This is a genomic window from cyanobacterium endosymbiont of Epithemia turgida isolate EtSB Lake Yunoko, from assembly GCF_000829235.1.
GTDB lineage: Bacteria > Cyanobacteriota > Cyanobacteriia > Cyanobacteriales > Microcystaceae > Rippkaea.
The window spans coordinates 2,164,664-2,184,947 of record NZ_AP012549.1 but is presented as its reverse complement, the minus strand read 5'-3'; the positions used below and the strand labels follow the sequence as shown (position 1 = coordinate 2,184,947).

At 31.8% G+C, this 20,284-nt stretch carries 14 protein-coding genes; 6 read left to right on the top strand and 8 right to left on the bottom strand.

What is annotated here, in order from left to right:
- Positions 1-226: 226 nt before the first annotated feature.
- The gene (dnaG, locus tag ETSB_RS06815; protein ID WP_044107079.1) at positions 227-2,152 is read left to right on the top strand and encodes a DNA primase; all 1,926 of its coding nucleotides are present in this window, start codon (positions 227-229) and stop codon (positions 2,150-2,152) included.
- A 2,210-nt stretch (positions 2,153-4,362) separates the two neighbouring features.
- On the opposite strand, the gene ETSB_RS06810 is transcribed toward dnaG, so the two are convergent.
- On the bottom strand, positions 4,363-5,208 hold the full coding sequence (locus ETSB_RS06810; RefSeq protein WP_044107078.1) for a lysophospholipid acyltransferase family protein: 846 nt from the start codon (positions 5,206-5,208) through the stop codon (positions 4,363-4,365).
- A gap of 197 nt (positions 5,209-5,405) precedes the next feature.
- Between ETSB_RS06810 and argJ the strand changes: the two genes are divergently transcribed.
- Entirely contained in the window at positions 5,406-6,647 is a 1,242-nt protein-coding gene (gene argJ / locus ETSB_RS06805) for a bifunctional ornithine acetyltransferase/N-acetylglutamate synthase (RefSeq protein WP_044107076.1), read from the top strand.
- Between the two features lie 96 nt (positions 6,648-6,743).
- Here argJ and ETSB_RS10010 read toward each other — a convergent pair whose 3' ends face one another.
- Together ETSB_RS10010 and murG are read right to left on the bottom strand one after the other, a co-directional pair.
- The gene (locus ETSB_RS10010; RefSeq protein WP_171816359.1) at positions 6,744-6,896 is read right to left on the bottom strand and encodes a hypothetical protein; all 153 of its coding nucleotides are present in this window, start codon (positions 6,894-6,896) and stop codon (positions 6,744-6,746) included.
- 1,933 nt (positions 6,897-8,829) lie between these two features.
- Positions 8,830-9,888: an undecaprenyldiphospho-muramoylpentapeptide beta-N-acetylglucosaminyltransferase gene (gene murG / locus ETSB_RS06800; RefSeq protein ID WP_044107075.1), complete on the bottom strand. Its 1,059-nt coding sequence runs from the start codon at positions 9,886-9,888 to the stop codon at positions 8,830-8,832.
- Positions 9,889-9,998: 110 nt separating this feature from the next.
- Between murG and ETSB_RS06795 the strand changes: the two genes are divergently transcribed.
- The gene (locus ETSB_RS06795; RefSeq protein ID WP_044107074.1) at positions 9,999-10,766 is read left to right on the top strand and encodes a hypothetical protein; all 768 of its coding nucleotides are present in this window, start codon (positions 9,999-10,001) and stop codon (positions 10,764-10,766) included.
- Between the two features lie 53 nt (positions 10,767-10,819).
- Here ETSB_RS06795 and trxA read toward each other — a convergent pair whose 3' ends face one another.
- Positions 10,820-11,143 (bottom strand): thioredoxin, encoded by a 324-nt coding sequence (trxA, locus tag ETSB_RS06790; protein ID WP_044107073.1) that lies wholly within the window; start codon positions 11,141-11,143, stop codon positions 10,820-10,822.
- 1,510 nt (positions 11,144-12,653) lie between these two features.
- Between trxA and pcrA the strand changes: the two genes are divergently transcribed.
- Together pcrA and ETSB_RS06780 are read left to right on the top strand one after the other, a co-directional pair.
- A complete protein-coding gene (gene pcrA / locus ETSB_RS06785) occupies positions 12,654-14,984 on the top strand; it encodes a DNA helicase PcrA (protein ID WP_044107072.1) in 2,331 nt (776 codons plus the stop codon).
- A gap of 65 nt (positions 14,985-15,049) precedes the next feature.
- Positions 15,050-15,535 carry an acyl-CoA thioesterase gene (locus ETSB_RS06780; RefSeq protein ID WP_044107071.1) on the top strand — a complete coding sequence of 162 codons (486 nt, stop codon included), beginning with the start codon at positions 15,050-15,052 and terminating at the stop codon, positions 15,533-15,535.
- Between the two features lie 688 nt (positions 15,536-16,223).
- On the opposite strand, the gene ETSB_RS06775 is transcribed toward ETSB_RS06780, so the two are convergent.
- Together ETSB_RS06775 and clpS are read right to left on the bottom strand one after the other, a co-directional pair.
- Positions 16,224-17,051, bottom strand: a complete 828-nt coding sequence (locus ETSB_RS06775; protein WP_171816426.1) for a CPBP family intramembrane glutamic endopeptidase — start codon at positions 17,049-17,051, stop codon at positions 16,224-16,226.
- A gap of 28 nt (positions 17,052-17,079) precedes the next feature.
- Positions 17,080-17,373 carry an ATP-dependent Clp protease adapter ClpS gene (gene clpS, locus ETSB_RS06770; protein WP_044107070.1) on the bottom strand — a complete coding sequence of 98 codons (294 nt, stop codon included), beginning with the start codon at positions 17,371-17,373 and terminating at the stop codon, positions 17,080-17,082.
- 464 nt (positions 17,374-17,837) lie between these two features.
- Here clpS and ETSB_RS06765 point away from each other — a divergent pair, with 464 nt between their 5' ends.
- Positions 17,838-18,605, top strand: coding sequence for a glucosamine-6-phosphate deaminase (locus tag ETSB_RS06765; protein ID WP_044107069.1), 768 nt, complete (start codon positions 17,838-17,840; stop codon positions 18,603-18,605).
- 43 nt (positions 18,606-18,648) lie between these two features.
- On the opposite strand, the gene ETSB_RS06760 is transcribed toward ETSB_RS06765, so the two are convergent.
- Both ETSB_RS06760 and ETSB_RS06755 read right to left on the bottom strand, forming a co-directional pair.
- Complete coding sequence (locus tag ETSB_RS06760) at positions 18,649-19,260, bottom strand: GerMN domain-containing protein (RefSeq protein ID WP_044107067.1); 612 nt, start codon at positions 19,258-19,260, stop codon at positions 18,649-18,651.
- Positions 19,261-19,337: 77 nt separating this feature from the next.
- Positions 19,338-20,126 (bottom strand): LmeA family phospholipid-binding protein, encoded by a 789-nt coding sequence (locus ETSB_RS06755; RefSeq protein WP_044107066.1) that lies wholly within the window; start codon positions 20,124-20,126, stop codon positions 19,338-19,340.
- Positions 20,127-20,284 lie beyond the last annotated feature (158 nt).

The window sequence follows — 20,284 nt, the reverse complement described above, 5'->3', positions numbered from 1 at the left end:
TTTAGATTTCTAAATAAAAAATATATATACTAAAGTAGTTAGTCTTATTTTCTAAATTGTATAAAAAATATGCGATATATTGCGATATATAATTATTTACACTAGATTTAGGATTTGCCTATTCTAGGTTTATCAAAACAGTAATTATTTAAAATATTCTAAGTAATGAACAGGTTCCAAATTAAGTTATACTTAGATTTAAGTCATTTAAGTTACTTTCTGATTAATGAACATTCCTCTTCTTCATCCTGATACCCTTGAAAAGGTAAAAAAAATGGTTGACATTTATGATGTCATCTCAGATTATGTAGTTCTTAAAAAAAGGGGTAAAGACTATGTTGGTTTATGCCCTTTTCACGATGAAAAAACGCCTAGTTTTAGCGTTAGTGTCCATAAACAACTTTATTATTGTTTCGGTTGCAGTGAAGGTGGAAATGCCATTAAGTTCCTGATGGAAATAAAAAAACAATCTTTTAGTGATGTTGTTTTTGATCTAGCAAAACATTATCAAGTTCCAATTAAAACACTTGAACCTCAACAACGAAAAGAATTACAACGTCAGCTATCTTTAAGAGAACAACTCTATGAGATTCTTGCCCTAACAACTAGTTTTTATCAACATGCCCTTCATCAACCTCAAGGAAAAACTGCCCTTAGTTATCTTGAACGCGAACGTCAATTAGATGAAAAAACGATACAGCAATTTAAGATAGGATATGCCCCTGAAGGATGGGAAACTCTCTATGATTACCTAATCAAACAAAAACGTTATCCAATTGTTTTAGTTGAGGAAGCAGGGTTAATTGCTGTGCGTAAAAGTGAAAACGGTTATTATGATCGATTCCGTAATCGCCTGATTATTCCTATTACTGATCTTCAAGGACGAGTAATTGGGTTTGGAAGTCGAACTTTAGGAGGTGAACAGCCAAAATACCTTAATTCCCCTGAAACCACTTTATTTAAAAAAAGTAATACTTTATTTGCCCTATATCAAGCTAAAAATACTATTCGTTCTTTGAATAAAGTGGTGGTAGTAGAAGGATATTTTGACGTAATAACCCTCCATGCTGTAGGAATTACCAATACGGTAGCGGCCCTAGGAACTACTTTGAGTAAAACACAGTTAAAACAATTATTTAAATATACTGATTCTAAACAGGTTATCTTAAATTTTGATTCAGATCCAGCCGGAAAAAAAGCAACACAACGGACAATTGCTGATATTGAGTCATTAATTTATTCAGGACAAGTACAATTAAGAGTTCTGAACTTTGGCAATGCCAAGGATGCCGATGAACTTTTAAAATCTAATCCGAATTCAGTTGAAACTTTCCGTAAATTAATTGATAATGCGCCTCTTTGGCTTGACTGGCAAATTCAACAATTATTAGTTGATAAAAATCTCAAAAAAGCAGAGCATTTTGAACAAGTTGCGCAAGAAATGGTTAAGCTATTGAACCGTATTGAAAATAATAATAAACAGACTTATTATATTCGTTACTGCGCTGAAATTTTGAGTCTAAAAAACACACTATCTTTACCTTTTTACATTAGAAATTTACAAAAACAAATCAAGAAACCTAATTTATCTTTCACTATCAAAAATCACTTATCTTCAGGAATTAAAAAATATTCCTATGCCGAAGATACCTCTCTCCAACAAGCTGAAGCACTATTATTACGAATTTATTGTCACTGTCCTCAATATCGTCAAAAAATCTTGAATTTACTTGAAGAAAAAGATATAACCTTTAGTGTATCTGAATATCTATTTTTATGGAAAATTATTTTAGACAATAAAGAATATATAAATGATGAACCTAATAGTCTTATTTCTTTCTTACAAGATAAAGTTTTACAGATTTCTGATTCGACAACTCAATTCAATCATATTTTTTATCTCAGTCAGAATCATCAAGAAAATATTCACCGAAGTCTTTTACAAATTCACTGTGCCTTGATATTTATGGAAAAAACTAAATTGGAAAAGTATAGTAAATGTTCTTATAAAAAATATAAAAATATTGACATTGATATCGATTCAAAAGCGAAACAATATTATCTTAATGAATACTATATTAGTTTAATTAAGATTAAACAACTTGAATCTTCTCTTAGTTTTTCTGATATAGAAATTTACGGACAACATTAACCTCATTGAATAAGTGGATAAGTAAAATTTATTTCAGGTTTATAGTCAGTGATTTTCAATAAAAAACTGTATCTCTTCTTGAAAACTTAATTAATTGAATAAAATATGCAGATTAATATTAGTTAAGTGACATAAAATAAATAATACTTAGATTATTTCAAAACCAGGAAAACTATAGATTCATACTGATAAAAATTTCTTCTAGTAAGAAACTCAAACTAAATTAAAAAACAATAGATATACTAGTCAACATAAATTTGACACTATTTTAAAATCTTGTTCAATAGGATTTAGACTATTATGTTTAGGTTTTCGTTAATTAACTTTATTAAGTTGTGATTTTTAATAATAATTTTATTTATTTTAAAATTATTAAACATTGTGTACGATAGTTATTGATAATTTATACTTATTCGGTAAGTCTTAAAAACTAATAACTTTTAATCTTTAGAGTAAAAATATAGCTATAGACTTAAGATATCTTTCAATATAATTAATATTTAAAATTTGTTTTTTTACTAGAAATTAAAGCTTAATTTATCTAGATATTTTAAACTAATTTTATCCACAACTTAGGAGAGTATCCCATAATTATATTAATTTAAACTTGCTCTATAGATAAATTGCTGTGTGAACTGTTTAAAAAGACAATCTTAAAATACATGGCAGTTTTCTAAACCTTCCATTCCATTGCTGACAATCTATTTAAGTAGTTTTTTAAGCTTTACTCAACTAAAATTAAGTTCTTTACTGTTCTGACTTTATAAGCATTCTCAAACGAAGAGACTAAGTTAATTAGTTATAGTCTTTATGCTTAGCTCTATTAAAACATTTCGTGATCTATTTTTAATAATAACTACAATAACTTGTAAAGTTATCATATCTACTAATAGAATAGTACATATTTTATGTACAATTACTTGTAGTTTATACAGATTTATACTAACTTCTTTAAATTTAGTTAATTTCAAAAATTCAATATTAATAAATAAACTTTAAAATAGGCCATATAAAAACGCAAAGTAATTGCTAAAATTCAGAATAAATGTATGTATTTTGATTACTGTAAACAAATCAATAGTTAAGCGTCATTTATACTTCTATCCCCAATATTTTATTTCTAAATCTAAGCGTTCAGGTTTTAATATTTTATTAGAAATATTTTATACATTATCTAATTACCAAAAAATTATTTCCATACTAGGAATAGCCAAAAATCGATAAGTCTCAATTTAAAAATAAGAGTATCTGTTATTTTTAATGCTATACATAATAAAATAATAGTAGATTTAAATTAGTTTTAAAAAGTTAAAATCATAAATGGTATTGAATAATCAATATTATTGAATTTTATTGTTACAAAATAATTAATATTTAAATAAAATCAAGCCAATAAAAACCTATAATTTCAAGTAAAAATAAATTATCTATTCATTAAATATTACTACTATCTACTGAAATAGCTATATAGAATTGACAACTTTATATTCTAAATATATGAAGTATTTTTGAATAGGTTTTTTAGTACTTTATGGATTTTAAATTATAGTTAATTAGGATACTATTTTAAAGTATTTTCACTGAGAATAATTATTTTTTATCGAGTAATTTTTAGGCATTTAGACATATAGTAATTATTTTATATATTCCTAGATAGTACCTAGTTAACTTATTTATAAAGTCACGTTTATTATGTTATATAAGTAATATTTGTGTTAAAAACATCCTCTTTCTATATAAAAAGAGGATGTTTTTAACACAATTTTCTAATCTAGTCAAATAGAATCTTTATATGGAGCTTATATACTAGGTAATGATATCACTGTATTATTTTAGGATAAACCACATTAGTTTTATCTATTCTACTCCGATATTCTAGAAATTGAAGTGCTTAAAATTGTTCAATCAACCTTTATGCTCGACTGATTTATTATTTCTATTTACTTAATAAGTATTATCTTAATTTTGGGTAAAAAATAATTCAGTCTTATTTATTGCTATTTTTTGACCAAAATGGTGGTCTCAATTGTTGATATATGGAAAGTTGCTTCAGTACCGATAAAATCGTTTACTTAATCAAATTTTAAAAAAGTTGAGTACTTACTCAACTTAAGAAGTTTCTATTTATGTGAGTGAATGTAAATTTAATTGCAATGAATGAAGTCCACTGTAATCGGGAAAAGTAGCTTAACTTTTCTAAATATCATTAATCAATTTTGACTATCAATTACCAATTGATCCAAATGCTGTTGCATCTGTGATCGCACTAACTCATAACAGGCATCAACGTAAAAGCGATCACTAGCTGCCTCTCTGCCATAGCGTTCAAAAATAATAGGAGGACAGACACGAGTATGAATCATGACAGGAAGGGGAAAATTAGGAAGGGCTCCAATACCAACGCCCCAAGGCAACCCTAAATAGATGGGAAACACTTCAGGATCAATATTAAATAACCAAGGTAATATTCCCCATTCGTTCAATTGCTTCGCTTGTTGATAACAATCCCACAATACTATCAAGGTTTCATGCGATCCCACAGAAATTACAGGGACAATGGGAGATTTTTCACGCAATGCCAATTTAAGGAAGCCTTTACGTCCAGCCAACTCAATTTTATGGCGATTTATATAGGGACGAAACACATCTTGCGCCCCCCCTGGATAAACTAAAACACTAGCCTTTCGTCTTAAAGCGGCAATTCCCATTCTAGAATGAGCGCGAACTGCTCCTACTTGCACGGCTAGGTTGGCTACTGATGGATTAATGGTCCAGACAGACTGATGCATTAACCCATAGACAGGACGTTCAATGCCAAAACGACAAAACCAGTCATACATCATCATAGATGTATCAGGAGAAGCTAGTCCCCCATTGTGGGATCCTACCAATAGTAAAGGGCCTTTTTCGGGAATATGATGCCAACCGTCAGTCTTTACTCGAAAATAGTATTTATAAAACCATTCCCAATAAGGCATCAATGAAGCGATAAACCTTGGATCACGCTCATCAAGTGACCAACCTTGTCTATATTGAGTATTGTGTTTTGTATTCATCTAGAGAAAATTTATCTAAATGTCACCCATTCTAGTCTAAATAAGTTGCCGAACTTTTAAGGCAATACTCCTCATTCTTCATCAATAAAGTTGAAACGAGTCCTCAAACTGATATTTTTAGATCGACTCAAAATCTACTTGCTATAATCAGCTTTTGAACTAACCTCAACAATAGGCAAGGAAAATAGGTAAGTATTATGATGGACTGGCAGGTGATTAGTGGCGGAATTGCCGCCCCTAAAGGCTTTAAAGCAGCTGGAATTGCGGCAGGATTAAAACCATCGGGTACTCCCGATTTAGCTCTCATTGTCTCAGACACTAAGGCAATTGCAGCTGGTGTATTTACCACTTCCCAAGTTCGCGCCGCTTGTGTGGACTACTGTCGTCAATGTCTCCAAGCCAAAGCCAGTAGTCGTGCCATTATGTGCAATGCTGGACAAGCCAATGCCGCCACAGGAGAACAGGGGTGGCAAGATGTCATAGAAAGTGCCAATCTCTTAGCAGATGCTCTCAATATTTTTCCTAACGAGGTTCTCTTAGCTTCCACAGGAGTGATTGGTCAGAATATTCGCATGGATCAAATGCGTCGAGGCATTCCAACTTTAGTGGATGCCTTGTCCTACACTGGAGGAGCTGCTGCCGCTGAAGCAATTATTACTACTGACTCAGTACCCAAATCCATCGCGCTAGAAACCACTATTGATGGTCGTCCAGTCCGTATTGGGGGTATGGCTAAAGGCTCAGGAATGATTCATCCTAAGATGGCAACTATGCTGTCGTTTATTACCTGTGATGGGTTAGTAGCCACTCCTCTCTGGCAAAAAATGATCAGTCAGGTCGCTGACGAAAGTTTTAATCAAATTACGGTAGATGGGGATACTAGTACAAATGACTGTTTTATTGCCTTAGCCAATGGTCAATCCCGCACCCCCACGATTACGGAAATGAGTAAAGATGCCGAGAAACTACAAGCTATGTTAAAGGCAGTCTGTCAACATTTAGCTAAGGCGATTGCTAGAGATGGAGAAGGAGCAACTTGTTTGATTGAGGTGCAAGTTTCAGGCGCATTAGATGATAAAGAAGCACGGCGTGTCGCCAAAACCATCGCCGGGTCATCATTAGTTAAATCGGCAATTTTTGGCCGTGACCCCAACTGGGGACGTATCGTAGCAGCTGCAGGAAGAGCCGATGTCACTTTCCGTCAAGAAAATTTACAAGTAAAATTAGGGAACTTATTGATGCTAGAAAATGGTCAGCCTATGAAATTCAACCGGCAAGAGGCAAGCAATTACTTGAGACAAGCGGCTACGGGAGCCTATCTCCAGGAAGACACGGTCTCGATTTCAGTGCGTATTGGTAATGGTTCTGGACAAGGGACTGCGTGGGGCTGTGATTTAAGCTATGACTACATCAGAATTAACTCAGAGTACACAACGTGACGCCCTCTCGTCATCGAATCAAGGATACATAGTGCGGAGTCTTCCCACAAAAGGCTAGACCCAACCTTATCCTTGACCGTTAAATAAAATAAATAGTTACTTGGTCTTTTCAGAAGCAAATGCTCGATTATTCCAGTGATTTTCCGTCGTGCTATTCAGGGTTTGTACAGTCCCCACAAACAACCGTACCCAGATGAAAAAGGTAGCTACAACAATCAACAGCTTTAGGGACTTGTGAGTCATGGTCATAGTCATCCTCTACTTCTGTGACGAAATCTACTTACTTTGATTTAATCAGGCACAGGCGTCAATCAACTTCCCCTTAACAGATGAAATTGATTTCATCCACTTGGAGGATGATCGGCGTGCAAAAATAAGGTTCTTAAAATTTGCCTGAGAAATATGGGACAATAAATTTCTATTTCCTATAATTTAACAAAGCTTTAGTATATAGACTTAAGTCTATATATTTCTTGAGAAGTTTTAGTTTAGTTAAATGGTATATTGCACTAATAATATACAATTAACCAGTAAAAGACCAAGTCAAAAAATTTCGTAATTCAAAAATAATTAATGGATCTCTTGAATTCCCAAGCTCTCCTCTCAATATAAATACAATTTATAATTAATACCTTCTAATATTCCTTGAATTATTTCTGCATCAAAACAAAAATAATATTTCATAGTTTATTGAAACCAACTCACTAATTTCAATAGTCCTAATCTCCTCTTTTAGAGATTATATTTATTAGAGAACTGAGCATGTTTTATATATCTAATTTTATTTAATCTTTTGTATTTTTTTTGAAACATTTACAGCTATTTTACTATTTTTAATTTTTTTTTACTTCTATAATTGTTCTTTCTATTTTTGTATAAAACATTTACACATTGATTACATTTAATTTGACGACGATCTATCTTGAGATGAATTTAACAACTGTCCAATTACTTTGATATAGATGAGTTGTTTAGCAACTTCTTTGTCACTCATATACAACCCTAAATTAGTAGTGAAAAGACTATTTTTGAACCCGTTAACAACGTTATATTAATTAAATATAGTATTTAAAAAAATAGAATTAGCCGTTTTAATATATATTTACTATCCAATAATTGGACGTAATAAAGTGCCAAAAGGATTATCATAATTAGTTATGCTTTCATTACGATAAGTGGCGATTAATTATGTTACAATTTTATCTTTATCATACAAATATATAATGGTATCTTACCAGTACAGAGAAGTATTCATAAATTATTTTTAAGCAATTTAAACCTGGTAATGTTGGAACCAATAATAGTCTTCTTATAAAAGTTTTCTTATAAAGAGTCAAACTAAGTTTTTTAAAAGTAAATCAATTACATAATTATTTTATAATAAAGTTTTTTACAAATATTCTTGTTAGTGCAATCTTAGTACTCAGTATTAAATCTGCCTAATTTTTTACCTTATTTGAAGTTAATATAAGTATTATATCAGGCAGTTTATTCCAATATATCTGCAGCTTATTGGTTTGATAGTTTTAGAGTCAAATAATCTTTAGCATTCTCTAGTATATTTTCGTTATTCTTATCCACAATAGTGTTCGGATCGAAGTCAAACAGCTAAAATATTTGTCACTCTTGATTGTAATCTTTAATAATATTTAGCATTAGCACTACGCATAGACCTAAACAATTTTTATTTACTTGTTTTTTTATGAAAAACAAAATCTTCGCTTTTCTTCTAATACACAGTCATTATCTTGATTTCATTGCTTTTTAAGATTGCCATAAAAATAATTTATGAAATTCTGATCATCTGTGGAACAGAGGTAAGTTAGCTAAAATCAATATAGTCATAGTCTCAAAGTAATCATATCTGAATATTAGCTTCTCTCTGTTAATCATTTTTATGATGATATTCCTAATAGGGTTTCTTCTACTCCTCCCTATTAAAGATATATTTGGTTAGTATTCTTATTTACAGTTTTATTGATCCTCGAAATAGAGAGGATCAATCAGTCGCGAGTAGTTCAGATTTATTGAAAATGTTAAGCCCATGGAGTTATTGGTATAGTTATCTTTCCTTACAGTAGAGATATACTTAATTTATTAATTTTTTTTTGTATATCAATTTATTTATCTTTGTTACGCATTTATTTAAAACCTTTACATATAAAGAAAATAACAACTTAAGTTATACCTTAATAGTTATCATTTCTTCAACCATTTTAGCTAATTGTTGGGCACTATCAAAAACAGCTAAAGTTCCTGCTTTATTTGCCATCTTTTGAAGTCGATCACAATCCTTTAATAATTTTAATACTGAATTTTCTAATATTTCAGAGGTTAATTCTTCTTGACGATAAACTAACGCTGCACCTGCTTTCCCAACAATCTGAGCATTATAAGTTTGGTGATCTTCAGCGGCAAAAGGATAGGGAATTAAAATGGCTGGAGTTTGAGTAATAGCTAATTCTGTTAACGTTCCTGCACCAGCTCGACTCACCGCTAAATTCGCTCTTTGTAACAATCCCGCCATATTGTCATAAAAATGTACAGGGAAATAGTGGGGATGCTGTAAATTTAAATCATTAGGATCATGTGTTCCCGTTAAATGGACGATATATGCTCCTTCAGACAACCAAGAATGAGCGCATTGACGAACTAGTTTGTTGATAGAGGCAGCGCCTTGAGATCCCCCGACTACTACAATTAAGAAGACATTGTCAGGAATGGGTAAGTCCAGGGATTGAGGACTGTAAAATTGTGATCTCACAGGAGTGCTGACCCATACTGTCTCGGACTGTGGTAAATACTCCGCCGTTCCTTCAAATCCCAAAGCTACTCTATCGCAAACTCTACTTAATAGACGAGTTACTTTTCCTGGAATGAAATTGGATTCATGAATAATTGCTTTAATACCTGACAAACGGGCAGCTAAAATAGCAGGAGCAGCAATATATCCCCCTGTCGTAAACACTATATTGATTTGATGTTCTTTAATCAGTTTTTTTACCTGAAATATTGCTCTTGCCAGTCTGAATAGAACCTTTAAACTTTTAATGGGGTTACGACTTTGAAACCCTTCTACGTCAATAGTATGGAGAGGATAGTGAGCGCTGACCAGAGTTTGTTCTAGCCGATCACGAACACCTAACCACTCAATGTGATAATCCGGTAAGCATTCAGCTAAGGCTAATGCAGGAAATAGGTGACCTCCGGTTCCACTTGCAGCAATTAATAGGCGAACCATATTAGTGATGAGTTAGAGTTAGACAGAGAAATTACTGTAGGTATAGATACGCTAGAATAGGACTGGGCCTGTATTTTTCACAATAGGATGTTTGAAGGTAATGTAGACGAATGATTCAATTGCGTTGGTTCCTCTTTTTAATGCTCGGCGTGGGGTTAAGTTTAGGCAGTATTAATGTACCTCGTGCAGAAAGTGCCGATTCAGTCCCTAATGCTTTGAGAAGTTTAATTGAAAAAATAAACACGGCGGCTAATAGCCGTGATAATCAAAAGTTGATGGCCTTATATGGCGATCAGTTTGCTACAACTGACGGGTTAACAGCCGAGTCTTTTTCCAAAGCACTAATATCTTTATGGGAAAACTATCCTAATTTACAATACACTACCAAACTTCAGTCTTGGGATAAAACAGAGAAAGGATGGACGGCTAAAACCTTAACTATTATTGAAGGAAGTAGTGAAACATTGGGTCGAGTCATTCAACTTAAAGCCACTATTAAAGCACGTCAAACATTTCAAAATGGAAAACTATTGCATCAGGAAATTTTGACGGAACGGACAGAACTCAATTCTGGATCGAATCCTCCCAAGGTGGACGTTAAACTACCCGATACAGTGCAGGTAGGAGAAAAGTTTTACTTTGATGTCATTGTTCAAGAACCACTTAATGAAGATCTCTTAGCTGGAACGGCTATTAGTGAAAGGGTAGATAGTAATCGCTATTTAGAACCCGGAATAATGGAATTGGAACTGCTGCAAGCTGGTGGACTGTTTAAACAAATCAAAGCTTCAGGAAAACCGGAAGACAGATGGCTTTCTGCTCTACTAGTCCGCAAAGATGGTATGACTTTAGTGACTCAACGAGTTCGTTTTCAATAACATGAAATACAGGAGGAAAAGACATTACAATGTCTTTTCCCTCTATGAATCTCTTAGAGATACTTTTCGATAGTGTTGGCCAAAGTTGTTTTGGGAACTGCTCCAACCACCATATCTACTCGCTGGCCCTCCTTGAAAATCATTAGAGTGGGAATGCTACGAATGCCATACTGACTTGCAATTTGAGGATTGTCGTCGGTATTAAGTTTGACGACTTTAACTTGGCCTTCATACTGTTCAGCGATTTCTTCTACTACTGGAGCAACCATACGACAAGGACCACACCAGGGAGCCCAAAAATCCACTAAAACTGGAATATCGCTGTCTAAAACGTCGTCTTTAAACTTCTCATCTGTCACTTCGGCTGGCTTTGACATAATAAAGAATTCCTTTAATTGCTTATGCCTTTCTAGAATACTCTAGAATTCTACCATAACGAAAACTATCTTGATTTACCACAAAAGAAAGAGCCTTTTTAATTTTATAAATAATTTATTTCTTTTTAATTAAAAACTTAATATTTTTTAAAATAAAAGGAACATCTCTCTGACACCTTAGTTAAATAAGAAACCGCCCGAACAATGCCCGGGCGGAGTGTGGTGTGAGGAGTGAACGGAAACATTTGTCTCCGCTATTTTCATTGTAGATGACAATTTGCATTTTGATACAGCTTTTCTGGCACAGTTAAGATTTTTTTAAAGAATTCAAATACTACAATGGTATGGCTAAGAGTTATGCATTGACAAATTACGTTAAATATGCACTATCTTGAATAGATAAATTAATTGCTGTAACATTGAACTAACTCAAAATTACTCAAGACCAAACAAATACCTTAAGAAATAAGGGGACTAAATTTTAATTCCAATCTCTATATAAATAAAAATCCTTACTGAATAAAATTATAGCTGACTTCAATAGATAATTTTTTTTATATTTTATGCTAATTAGTAATTAAATTTTTACTCCAAACAAGAAGTAACTCAAGCAGAATAAAAGTTAACAACCTGATAAGTTATCTTCAAGTAAAGCACTAGACTTTTGCTAACTACAGCTAAATTGTATTTTTTTTAAAAAAATAAACCCTTAATTTTTCTAACCACTTTTAGATAAACAATTGTCAAGGTTTTATCTATCTCTAGACTTTCAACCGACTAGCATTCTTAGTTTTTAATTGAAACATATCAATTTTGAGCTATTTCTAGTGTAGAACTTAAATTTTATTTTTTAAAACATTCAAGTTTTTTTACAAAACAACTTGAATATTCCGTGTAACATAAGTTAAACGAGGATTTTACTCTAAAAGACTTAACAATGTCAGTCGAAAATAATTATTTTCAGATAGATTATCTTTTCTTCGATAAAATTAGGTTTCAATTTAAAGTAACTAAAATTTATAAAATCTCTAAATAAAATAGCTAGATTAATTATTTTAAAATTTTTATAATTATTATCTGAGTTAAAATATTCAATGAATTACTTTAATTAGTATTAATATGATTTGTAAAAAAAATACTGTGTTATCAGTACTTAAAATTATACTAATAAAATTAATATCTTATTTAACGTCATTAAGCAAGTAAATCGCTTTACAAATTAATTTTAACCAGAAATAATTTACGCTTTTATGAGATAATTTTTGAGATTTGTTTAGATAAATAATTACAATAATTATTGATTCCCTTCTGAAAGCTTTAATAAATATAGATTTTTTAAAAAATCTTCTCTATCTTATTCACATAGTCTATATTTGCATTTATCTGTCAAGATGAAACTCTTGAACAGGTAATTTCATATTAATTCAAAAATGATAATCGCTGTTGTTTGATTTTAGGAGAGTCTCTCAACTAAGATCTCTTATAGATACATCTCCTTAACTGTAACTCCATGACTGTTAATAATGACTTTCTTGCCGAACTTAATACTTCACAACGTCTAGCTGTTGAACACTTTTGCGGACCTTTATTAGTGGCAGCTGGTGCTGGGTCAGGCAAAACTAGAGCCCTCACTTATAGAATTGCCTATTTGATTAGTTATCATCATGTTGAACCAGACTCCATCCTAGCTGTTACTTTTACGAATAAAGCAGCGAGGGAAATAAAAAAGCGAATTGAGAAACTATTTGCCCAGGAAATGGCTATTAACAATAATGGACAACGGTTTGATCTTCTCTCTGAAGATAAACAAAAAAAATTTGTATCACAAGTTTATAAAACAACTACTAAAAAGCTTTGGCTTGGAACTTTTCATAGTTTATGTGCGAAAATATTGCGCTTTGATATCAATAAATATAAGGATGAACGAGGACGACAATGGCAGCGAAATTTTTCAATTTTTGATGAATCTGATGTACAAAGTCTAATTAAAAATATTGTAACTAAGCAATTTAATTTAGATGATAAAAAATTCGATCCTCGCTCAGTACGCTATCAGATTAGTAATCTTAAAAATTTAGGATTATCTCCCGATAAATATCTTAAACAAGACTCTTCTTATAAAAATCGTGTTATCGCCGAAGTTTATAATGAGTATCAATTACAACTAGCGACCAATAATGCCTTGGACTTTGATGACTTGATTCTAGTTCCCGTTAGACTATTTCAGCAAAATGAATCTATCCTTGGCTATTGGCATAACCAATTTAAGCATATTTTAGTTGATGAATATCAAGATACTAATCAAATTCAATATGAATTAATTAGTTTATTAACAACTAATGGAGAAACTAGAAAAAGTGAATGGAGTTGGCAAAATCGTTCTATTTTTGTCGTAGGTGATACTGACCAATCTATTTACAGCTTTCGCATGGCAGATTTTACCATTTTATTGAATTTTCAATCAGATTTTGGAGATGGTTTGCCCGATGAAGATACCCGTACCATGGTCAAATTAGAAGAAAATTATCGCTCAAGAGAAAATATATTACAAGCGGCTAATTACTTGATCAAAAATAACACCCAACGCATTGATAAAACTTTAAAAGCTACACGGGGACTAGGAGAATATATTTATTGCTATCAAGCAGATAATGAACAAATAGAATCAAAAATAGTGATCAATAAAATAAAAACCTTAGTAAAAGAAAACCCTGAACTAAATTGGGGAAATTTTGCAATTCTTTATCGAATTAATGCTCAATCTCGTCCTTTTGAAGATTGCTTAATTAACAATAATATTTCCTATAAAATTGTAGGAGGATTTAAATTTTATGATCGCCAAGAAATCAAAGATGCTTTAGCTTATTTACGCTTAATTGCTAATCCTGCAGATATCGTTAGTTTACTAAGAATTATTAATATACCCCGTAGAGGAATTGGTAAAACTTCTATAGATGTTTTAATTAAAGCAGCCCAAGAATTAGAAATCCCTCTTTGGGAAATTATTTCTGATGCTACTTCCGTTAATACTCTAATAGGAAGAGCAGCAAAATCAATCAATAATTTTGCTAAAATGATTAAATATTTTCAGAAAAAAATAACTAGTTTGTCAGGAGCAGAAATTCTTAATCAAGTAATGGAAATTTCTGGATATATTGATAACTTAAAACAGAAAAAAACTGAAGAAGCTAATAATCGCTTAGAAAATATTTCTGAGTTATATAATGCTATTTTACAATTCCAAAAAGATACGGAAGACATTAATCTACAAGGATTTTTATCTAATGCTTCCCTCTCGTCTGATATTGATGATTTAAAAGAAGAACAAGAAAAAGTGTCTTTAATGACTCTTCATTCAGCTAAGGGATTAGAATTTACGGTAGTATTTTTAGTTGGTTTAGAACAAGGATTATTACCTCATATTCGTAGTTTAAATGATTCTCTAGCCTTAGAAGAAGAACGTCGTTTGTGTTATGTTGGATTGACTCGTGCACAGGAGCAATTATTTTTAACCTATGCTAGAGAACGGTTTGTTTGGGGATCAAAAGAAACTAAAATTCCATCACAATTTTTAAAAGAGTTACCTTCAGATTTAATTAAAAGTGATTTTTTGAATAGTTTAAAAGTTTATCATCAATCTGACACATTTAAAGCTAAAACTCTTCAGACATATAATCAACAATGGTCAGTGGGAGATCGTCTAATTCATCCAAATTTTGGAATCGGAGAAGTGACTCATATTTTAGGAGCAAAAAAAACAATTAACTTAGCCATTCAATTTTTAGAACTCGGACAAAAAATTATTAATCCTAGAGTGACGTTAATGGAAAAAATTGATTAAACTAATAACAAGCAAATACGATATTATTGTTAATAACTTTAATCCATAATTGGAGTTAGTTTAACTTGTCTTCCCAATCTCAACCCAAATTACCTCCCAACGTAGCGATATCTCCTGAAAATATCCTGCAAGCAACTACTGATCAGTGGTTTAAGTATACTGTGCGTGTTCAACCTCACCATACTGACTATTCAGGAACAGTTTGGCATGGAACTTATTTAACTTGGATAGAAGAAGCTAGAGTTGAATATTTGCGCTCTGTGGGTATTGATTTTGCAGAATTGGTAAAATTAGGCTTTCATCTTCCTGTGATTGAATTATCTCTCTGTTATCACCATTTTATTCAGTTAGGACAAGAAGCGATTATTAAAACTCGGATAAATCAAATTACTGGAGTACAGATGAATTTTGATTGTCGCGTCGAATCTCTAAATACACAGGAATGTTATGTTACTGGAGCGATAACTTTAGTGGCGGTTGATCGCGAAAAAGGAAAAATTATGCATCATCTTCCCCCTACGGTTAGGGATGCTTTGATTAATCTAATTTAGTGATTTTTATTACAGTTAACTTGAGTTACTAGACAGTTAATGTAATGAGTGTCACTTTGAGAGAACAATATGGTCTTCGAATAAAACAGGTTTTTAATCCTTGATTAATATAGAGTTGATTTTTGTATGTGATGCTATTCTTTCAGCAGAGATTTATCCTGATAATGAGCATGATTGTTTAACACAGTATAAATTTCCATAAAACTTTTAAGATACTGTAAATTGTTAGTCAATTCATCAACTGATATATAGGTTTACCAATAATATAGTCTCTAGTTAGTAGTGCCAGACTAGGGTTACCGTGATTACTTACTGTGACTGTCTCAGCTAATAATTCTTCATATAAATTTAATCCGTTGTAAATGTAAGTCTAAAAACTAGGTAAATCAGTGATTGTAATATTCAAACGTTCTACTCTTAGGGATTCAAGCAAAATGGACTATTGCATCATAATAACAATACCACGGAGAAGAAAAACATCGTCCATGAAATAACTGAAAAATTTTCAAAAAACCAAATATTTCCAGTTATGTGTGAACAGTAAAAAACAATAATGAATAGTTCTGTTTATAAGAATTTTAAAATTTATGGCAATTGCAGTCAATTTTGATTAGGTTTAGTTAATATTTGGTTCTTTATTATACTCAAAAGATAACTAAACTGCTGTGTAATTAAACTATCGATATAATTAGTTTATCTTGGCTTTTTTTCTTATCCAAAAACCTAAAATTCCAAGAGATAATAAGCCCATTACTCCAGCAATAGGATTATTATCAATTCCTGTGATCCAAGGAGATACTTTTTCTGTGTAGTCTAAAAGTTGACCTACATTTAGGATATAATACCCCCACACCAATCCTCCATGTAAACCAATACAAATTCCTAAACGATTTCCATAACTACGTTTAGCCCAGACCAAGATTAATCCTAACAACAATAATGCAGGAAATTGTGGGAAAGTTCTAATGACTTCTGCTAACGGTTTAACGAAATGTAATCCAGCAAAAAATAAAGAATCAATCCACAATACAGTTGACGAAATGTAATTTCGGTTTAACTCTTCTAGTAACCATCCCCGAAATAATAACTCCTCAGCAAATGCAATTCCTGAAGAGCTTAATAATCCTTCAAAAATCACTTGAATAATTCTGAGAGAAGGGATAGAAAAATTAACCCACCCTAAAATTGATTCAACAACAAACAAACCAAAAGTAAATCCCAAACCAAGACTTAATCCTTGGAAATATTCGAATCCATTTTTTTTACTTAAAACTAATCCATATTGTTTCCACCAATAAAAATTGCCATAAATGTTTCTATTCCAAATAAATAACAGCCCAATAAACTCTAAATATAATAATCCCATACTAACAATTGTTGTTAAGTTTGGGTCTGACCTAAGCGCCAAATAGATGGGAATTGCCACTGGAATCCACAGCAACAATAATATGACAACAAAAACCCCCAGCCGAATCGGGGCTGAGCAATGACTAATACGAGTAAGATCAGACTTCAAGAGTTATAATTTGCAATTATAAAGACAATTAATTATCTGGTTCTATAGTGCTAGTTAACCCGTAATTTTTAAGGGTTTCACAATAAAACTCAGCGTGTTCCAAGGCACAGGCAATAACTAAAGCTATTCCATTATTATGAGCTTCCATCATGATATCAACTGCCTGTGATTGAGTCATCCCTGCCACCGTTTGCGTTAAGGTCTGAACAACGTACTCCATAGAGTTAAAGTCATCATTATGGAGTAGAACACGATAACGAGGAGCTGGTTTTCGAATACTTGTACTAAATGGCGATCTCCTTTTGATTACTTCAGTAGACACAGAATTCCTCCTTTCGCTGAACCACCTTTCGAAAGCTCCCAATCATACAGGGCATCAATCAATTTCACTATCAGGGATATCAAACATTAAGAACAAATCTAGACTCTAGTATACCTCACCAATCGAACGAATGCTATTGATAAATCAAGATGAATTAGTTTCCTTGCTTGTTGGATAATATCAATGATCATCCAATGTTCTTAAAAATAACAGTAAACCGATGATATATCTATTATCAGTCCAAAATCACGAAACGTAAAGTATAAAGAAGTTAGAAAATTTAAAATCTTTAGCTTTAGTTCTCCTAAGACTGATTTCAATTTAATTCTTGAAAAATATTAAAATATCAAGGTTATCTTTGAAGAGGTCTTTATTCCACTCTAGACGTTCCTCAAAAATATAAGTCAATTTTTAAATTCAAGTTATACGTTAAAATAAATTTGGAAAAAATTTTATAATTCTTGATGGAATCTAAACATCAATTTAAGGTTGATAGCCTTTCAGTTTATATTTCTAAAACTGAAAAAGACTTGGCTAAAATATCAGCAGAGATTACTCAAAAATACTTATTAAAAGTATTAGAAAAAAAGGAGGAAGCGAGAGTGATACTGGCAACGGGAAACTCACAGTTACAGTTTCTTGATGCTTTGATTGATACTAAAAAAATAGATTGGAATCGTATAACCCTATTTCATTTAGATGAATATTTAGGTATCAATGAAAAACATCAGGCTAGTTTTTGTCACTATCTTCAAAAGAGAGTAGAAAAAAGAGTTTATCCGAAGCAATTTCATTATATTCAAGGAAATACGCTAGAACCTGTTGAAGAATGTGATCGTTATACTGAACTCTTACAAGAAAAACCCATTGATTTATGCTGTTTAGGAATCGGGACAAATGGACATTTAGCTTTTAATGAACCTGCTGTTGCTAAATTTGATGATCCTTATTTGGTTAAATTGGTTCGTTTAGAAGAGGAAACCCGTAAAGTACAAGTTAATCAAGGGCATTTTACCCAGCTAAATGAAGTTCCTAAATATGCCATAACTCTAACTATCCCTATGATTTTATTGTCTCGTAAAATTGTTTGTCTTGCACTTGGAAAAAATAAAGCAAAAATTATTGAAACAATGCTTAAAAAGCATATAAACACTCATTGTCCTGCTTCAATTTTACGAAAGCACTCGGATGCAGATTTATTTTTAGAACAAGACTCCGCTCATTTACTTTAAGAATAGATCCTCCTAATTGTTCGAATAGTTCAAGTAATCAAAACTACAATTCAAAGTTTTCATTAAACCATTGACGGGTCATCGGTTGTTCAATTTCTACCCCTTCTCCTCCTAAAACTTCTAAAAGTCGTCCGTCTATTGTCAACCAAACCTTGGTGTTAGGATCAAGACTGGTTGATGTGTAAAGGATTTGAGCCAAACGGCCAATCATAGACGCGCTGCCACCTCCTGTAATAAATTCTTGGGATAGATCAATTTTTACTCCTTCTTTATTTAAAGTAAGGTTTAACAGTTCGGTTCCTTGAGGAATTGTAGTAATTTGTTTAGGTTTTTTAGAACCTGCTAATAAACTTTCTAGGGCAGTTTTCAATATCTCTTGATTATCACTTGATTTCTTTACAATTACCGGACTTGCTGACAATTCAAAACGGTCGCCTTTATCATTTAACCAGTAAACTTTTCCCAGCTCTGTCTTAATATCCTCTTTAGTTATTGAGCTTTCAGTAGAAATTTTAGTTGAGTTGTTAGATGTTTTTAAAGTACTTATAGACCACCATGTTACTGCGCTTCCAGTCACTAAAATAGCGACTATAATTCCACCAATAAATCCAATAGATAAACGATTTTTTTCATGATTATTATGGCGATTATCCATAGTTATCTCCTGTTTTTATCTCTGATAAAAGTTTGTGATGTTTGGCAATCAGGTTATCATTTTTTAGATTCTCTCTCTTATTTTAAGGGTTCTAAGCGAATAAATGAGACAAGAGAGAGACTTTCTTCATCTACTTTTAATTTTAGTAGTCTAGTAATAATGCCTTGTTCTTCTAGGACAGCTAAATCAAATTGCTGAAAGCGACTTAAAAATTTTTTTGATAGAGTTTTCTCATTTAATTCACCTCTTGGATCAAGGACTTGGATTGATCGTCCATTTTTTACTTTAAATCCTGCTTCTAAATTCAGTGCTATAGTTTCAGGGGCATCTTCCTCATTAGACCTTTTTGATTGCTGCAATTTTACTTTAATTCCTAGGCGATTTTTAGGTTTAAATTCAACACAAAGGGCTAATATCCTAAATTTAGGAACTTGTTTAGGAACTATACTATTAATAGTTCTTTCTAATTTTTCTCTAATTTCATCTGATTTTAGAGCTAGATTAATATCCCTTTCTTTAATAATTAAATTAAATCCTCCTTGTAATGGTTTTCGTAAAGACTGTCTAATTTCTTTAATATTTTGGGTTTGTAGATTGTTGATATTAACATCAATATAATCAGTTTCTAGTTCAAGAACTTCTATTCTAAAATCTTTAATTGGTTTTATGCCCCGACTAGCAATACGAACCCGATTAATTCTTCCTTGAGTTGATTGGTAACTAGGCGTATTATCGATTCGAACTGCTAATTCTTCAACATCATTGACTTGAGAACGAATAGTGTCAGCTACAACTGTATCAATTACTAGACCAACAGGAGAAAACAACATTAATAAACTTGAAAAAAAAACTGTAAAAAATTCCATATCTTTTTATGATTTATCTTTATAGCTAATTGATTATTTTTAAAAATTTAAAGTTGTAATTTGATTGCTATGAATTATTGACATTACACCATCACATATCTTATTGAAAAAATAGAGAAGAAGTGCTTATTATATGAACTTAGTTGACGGAAATATCT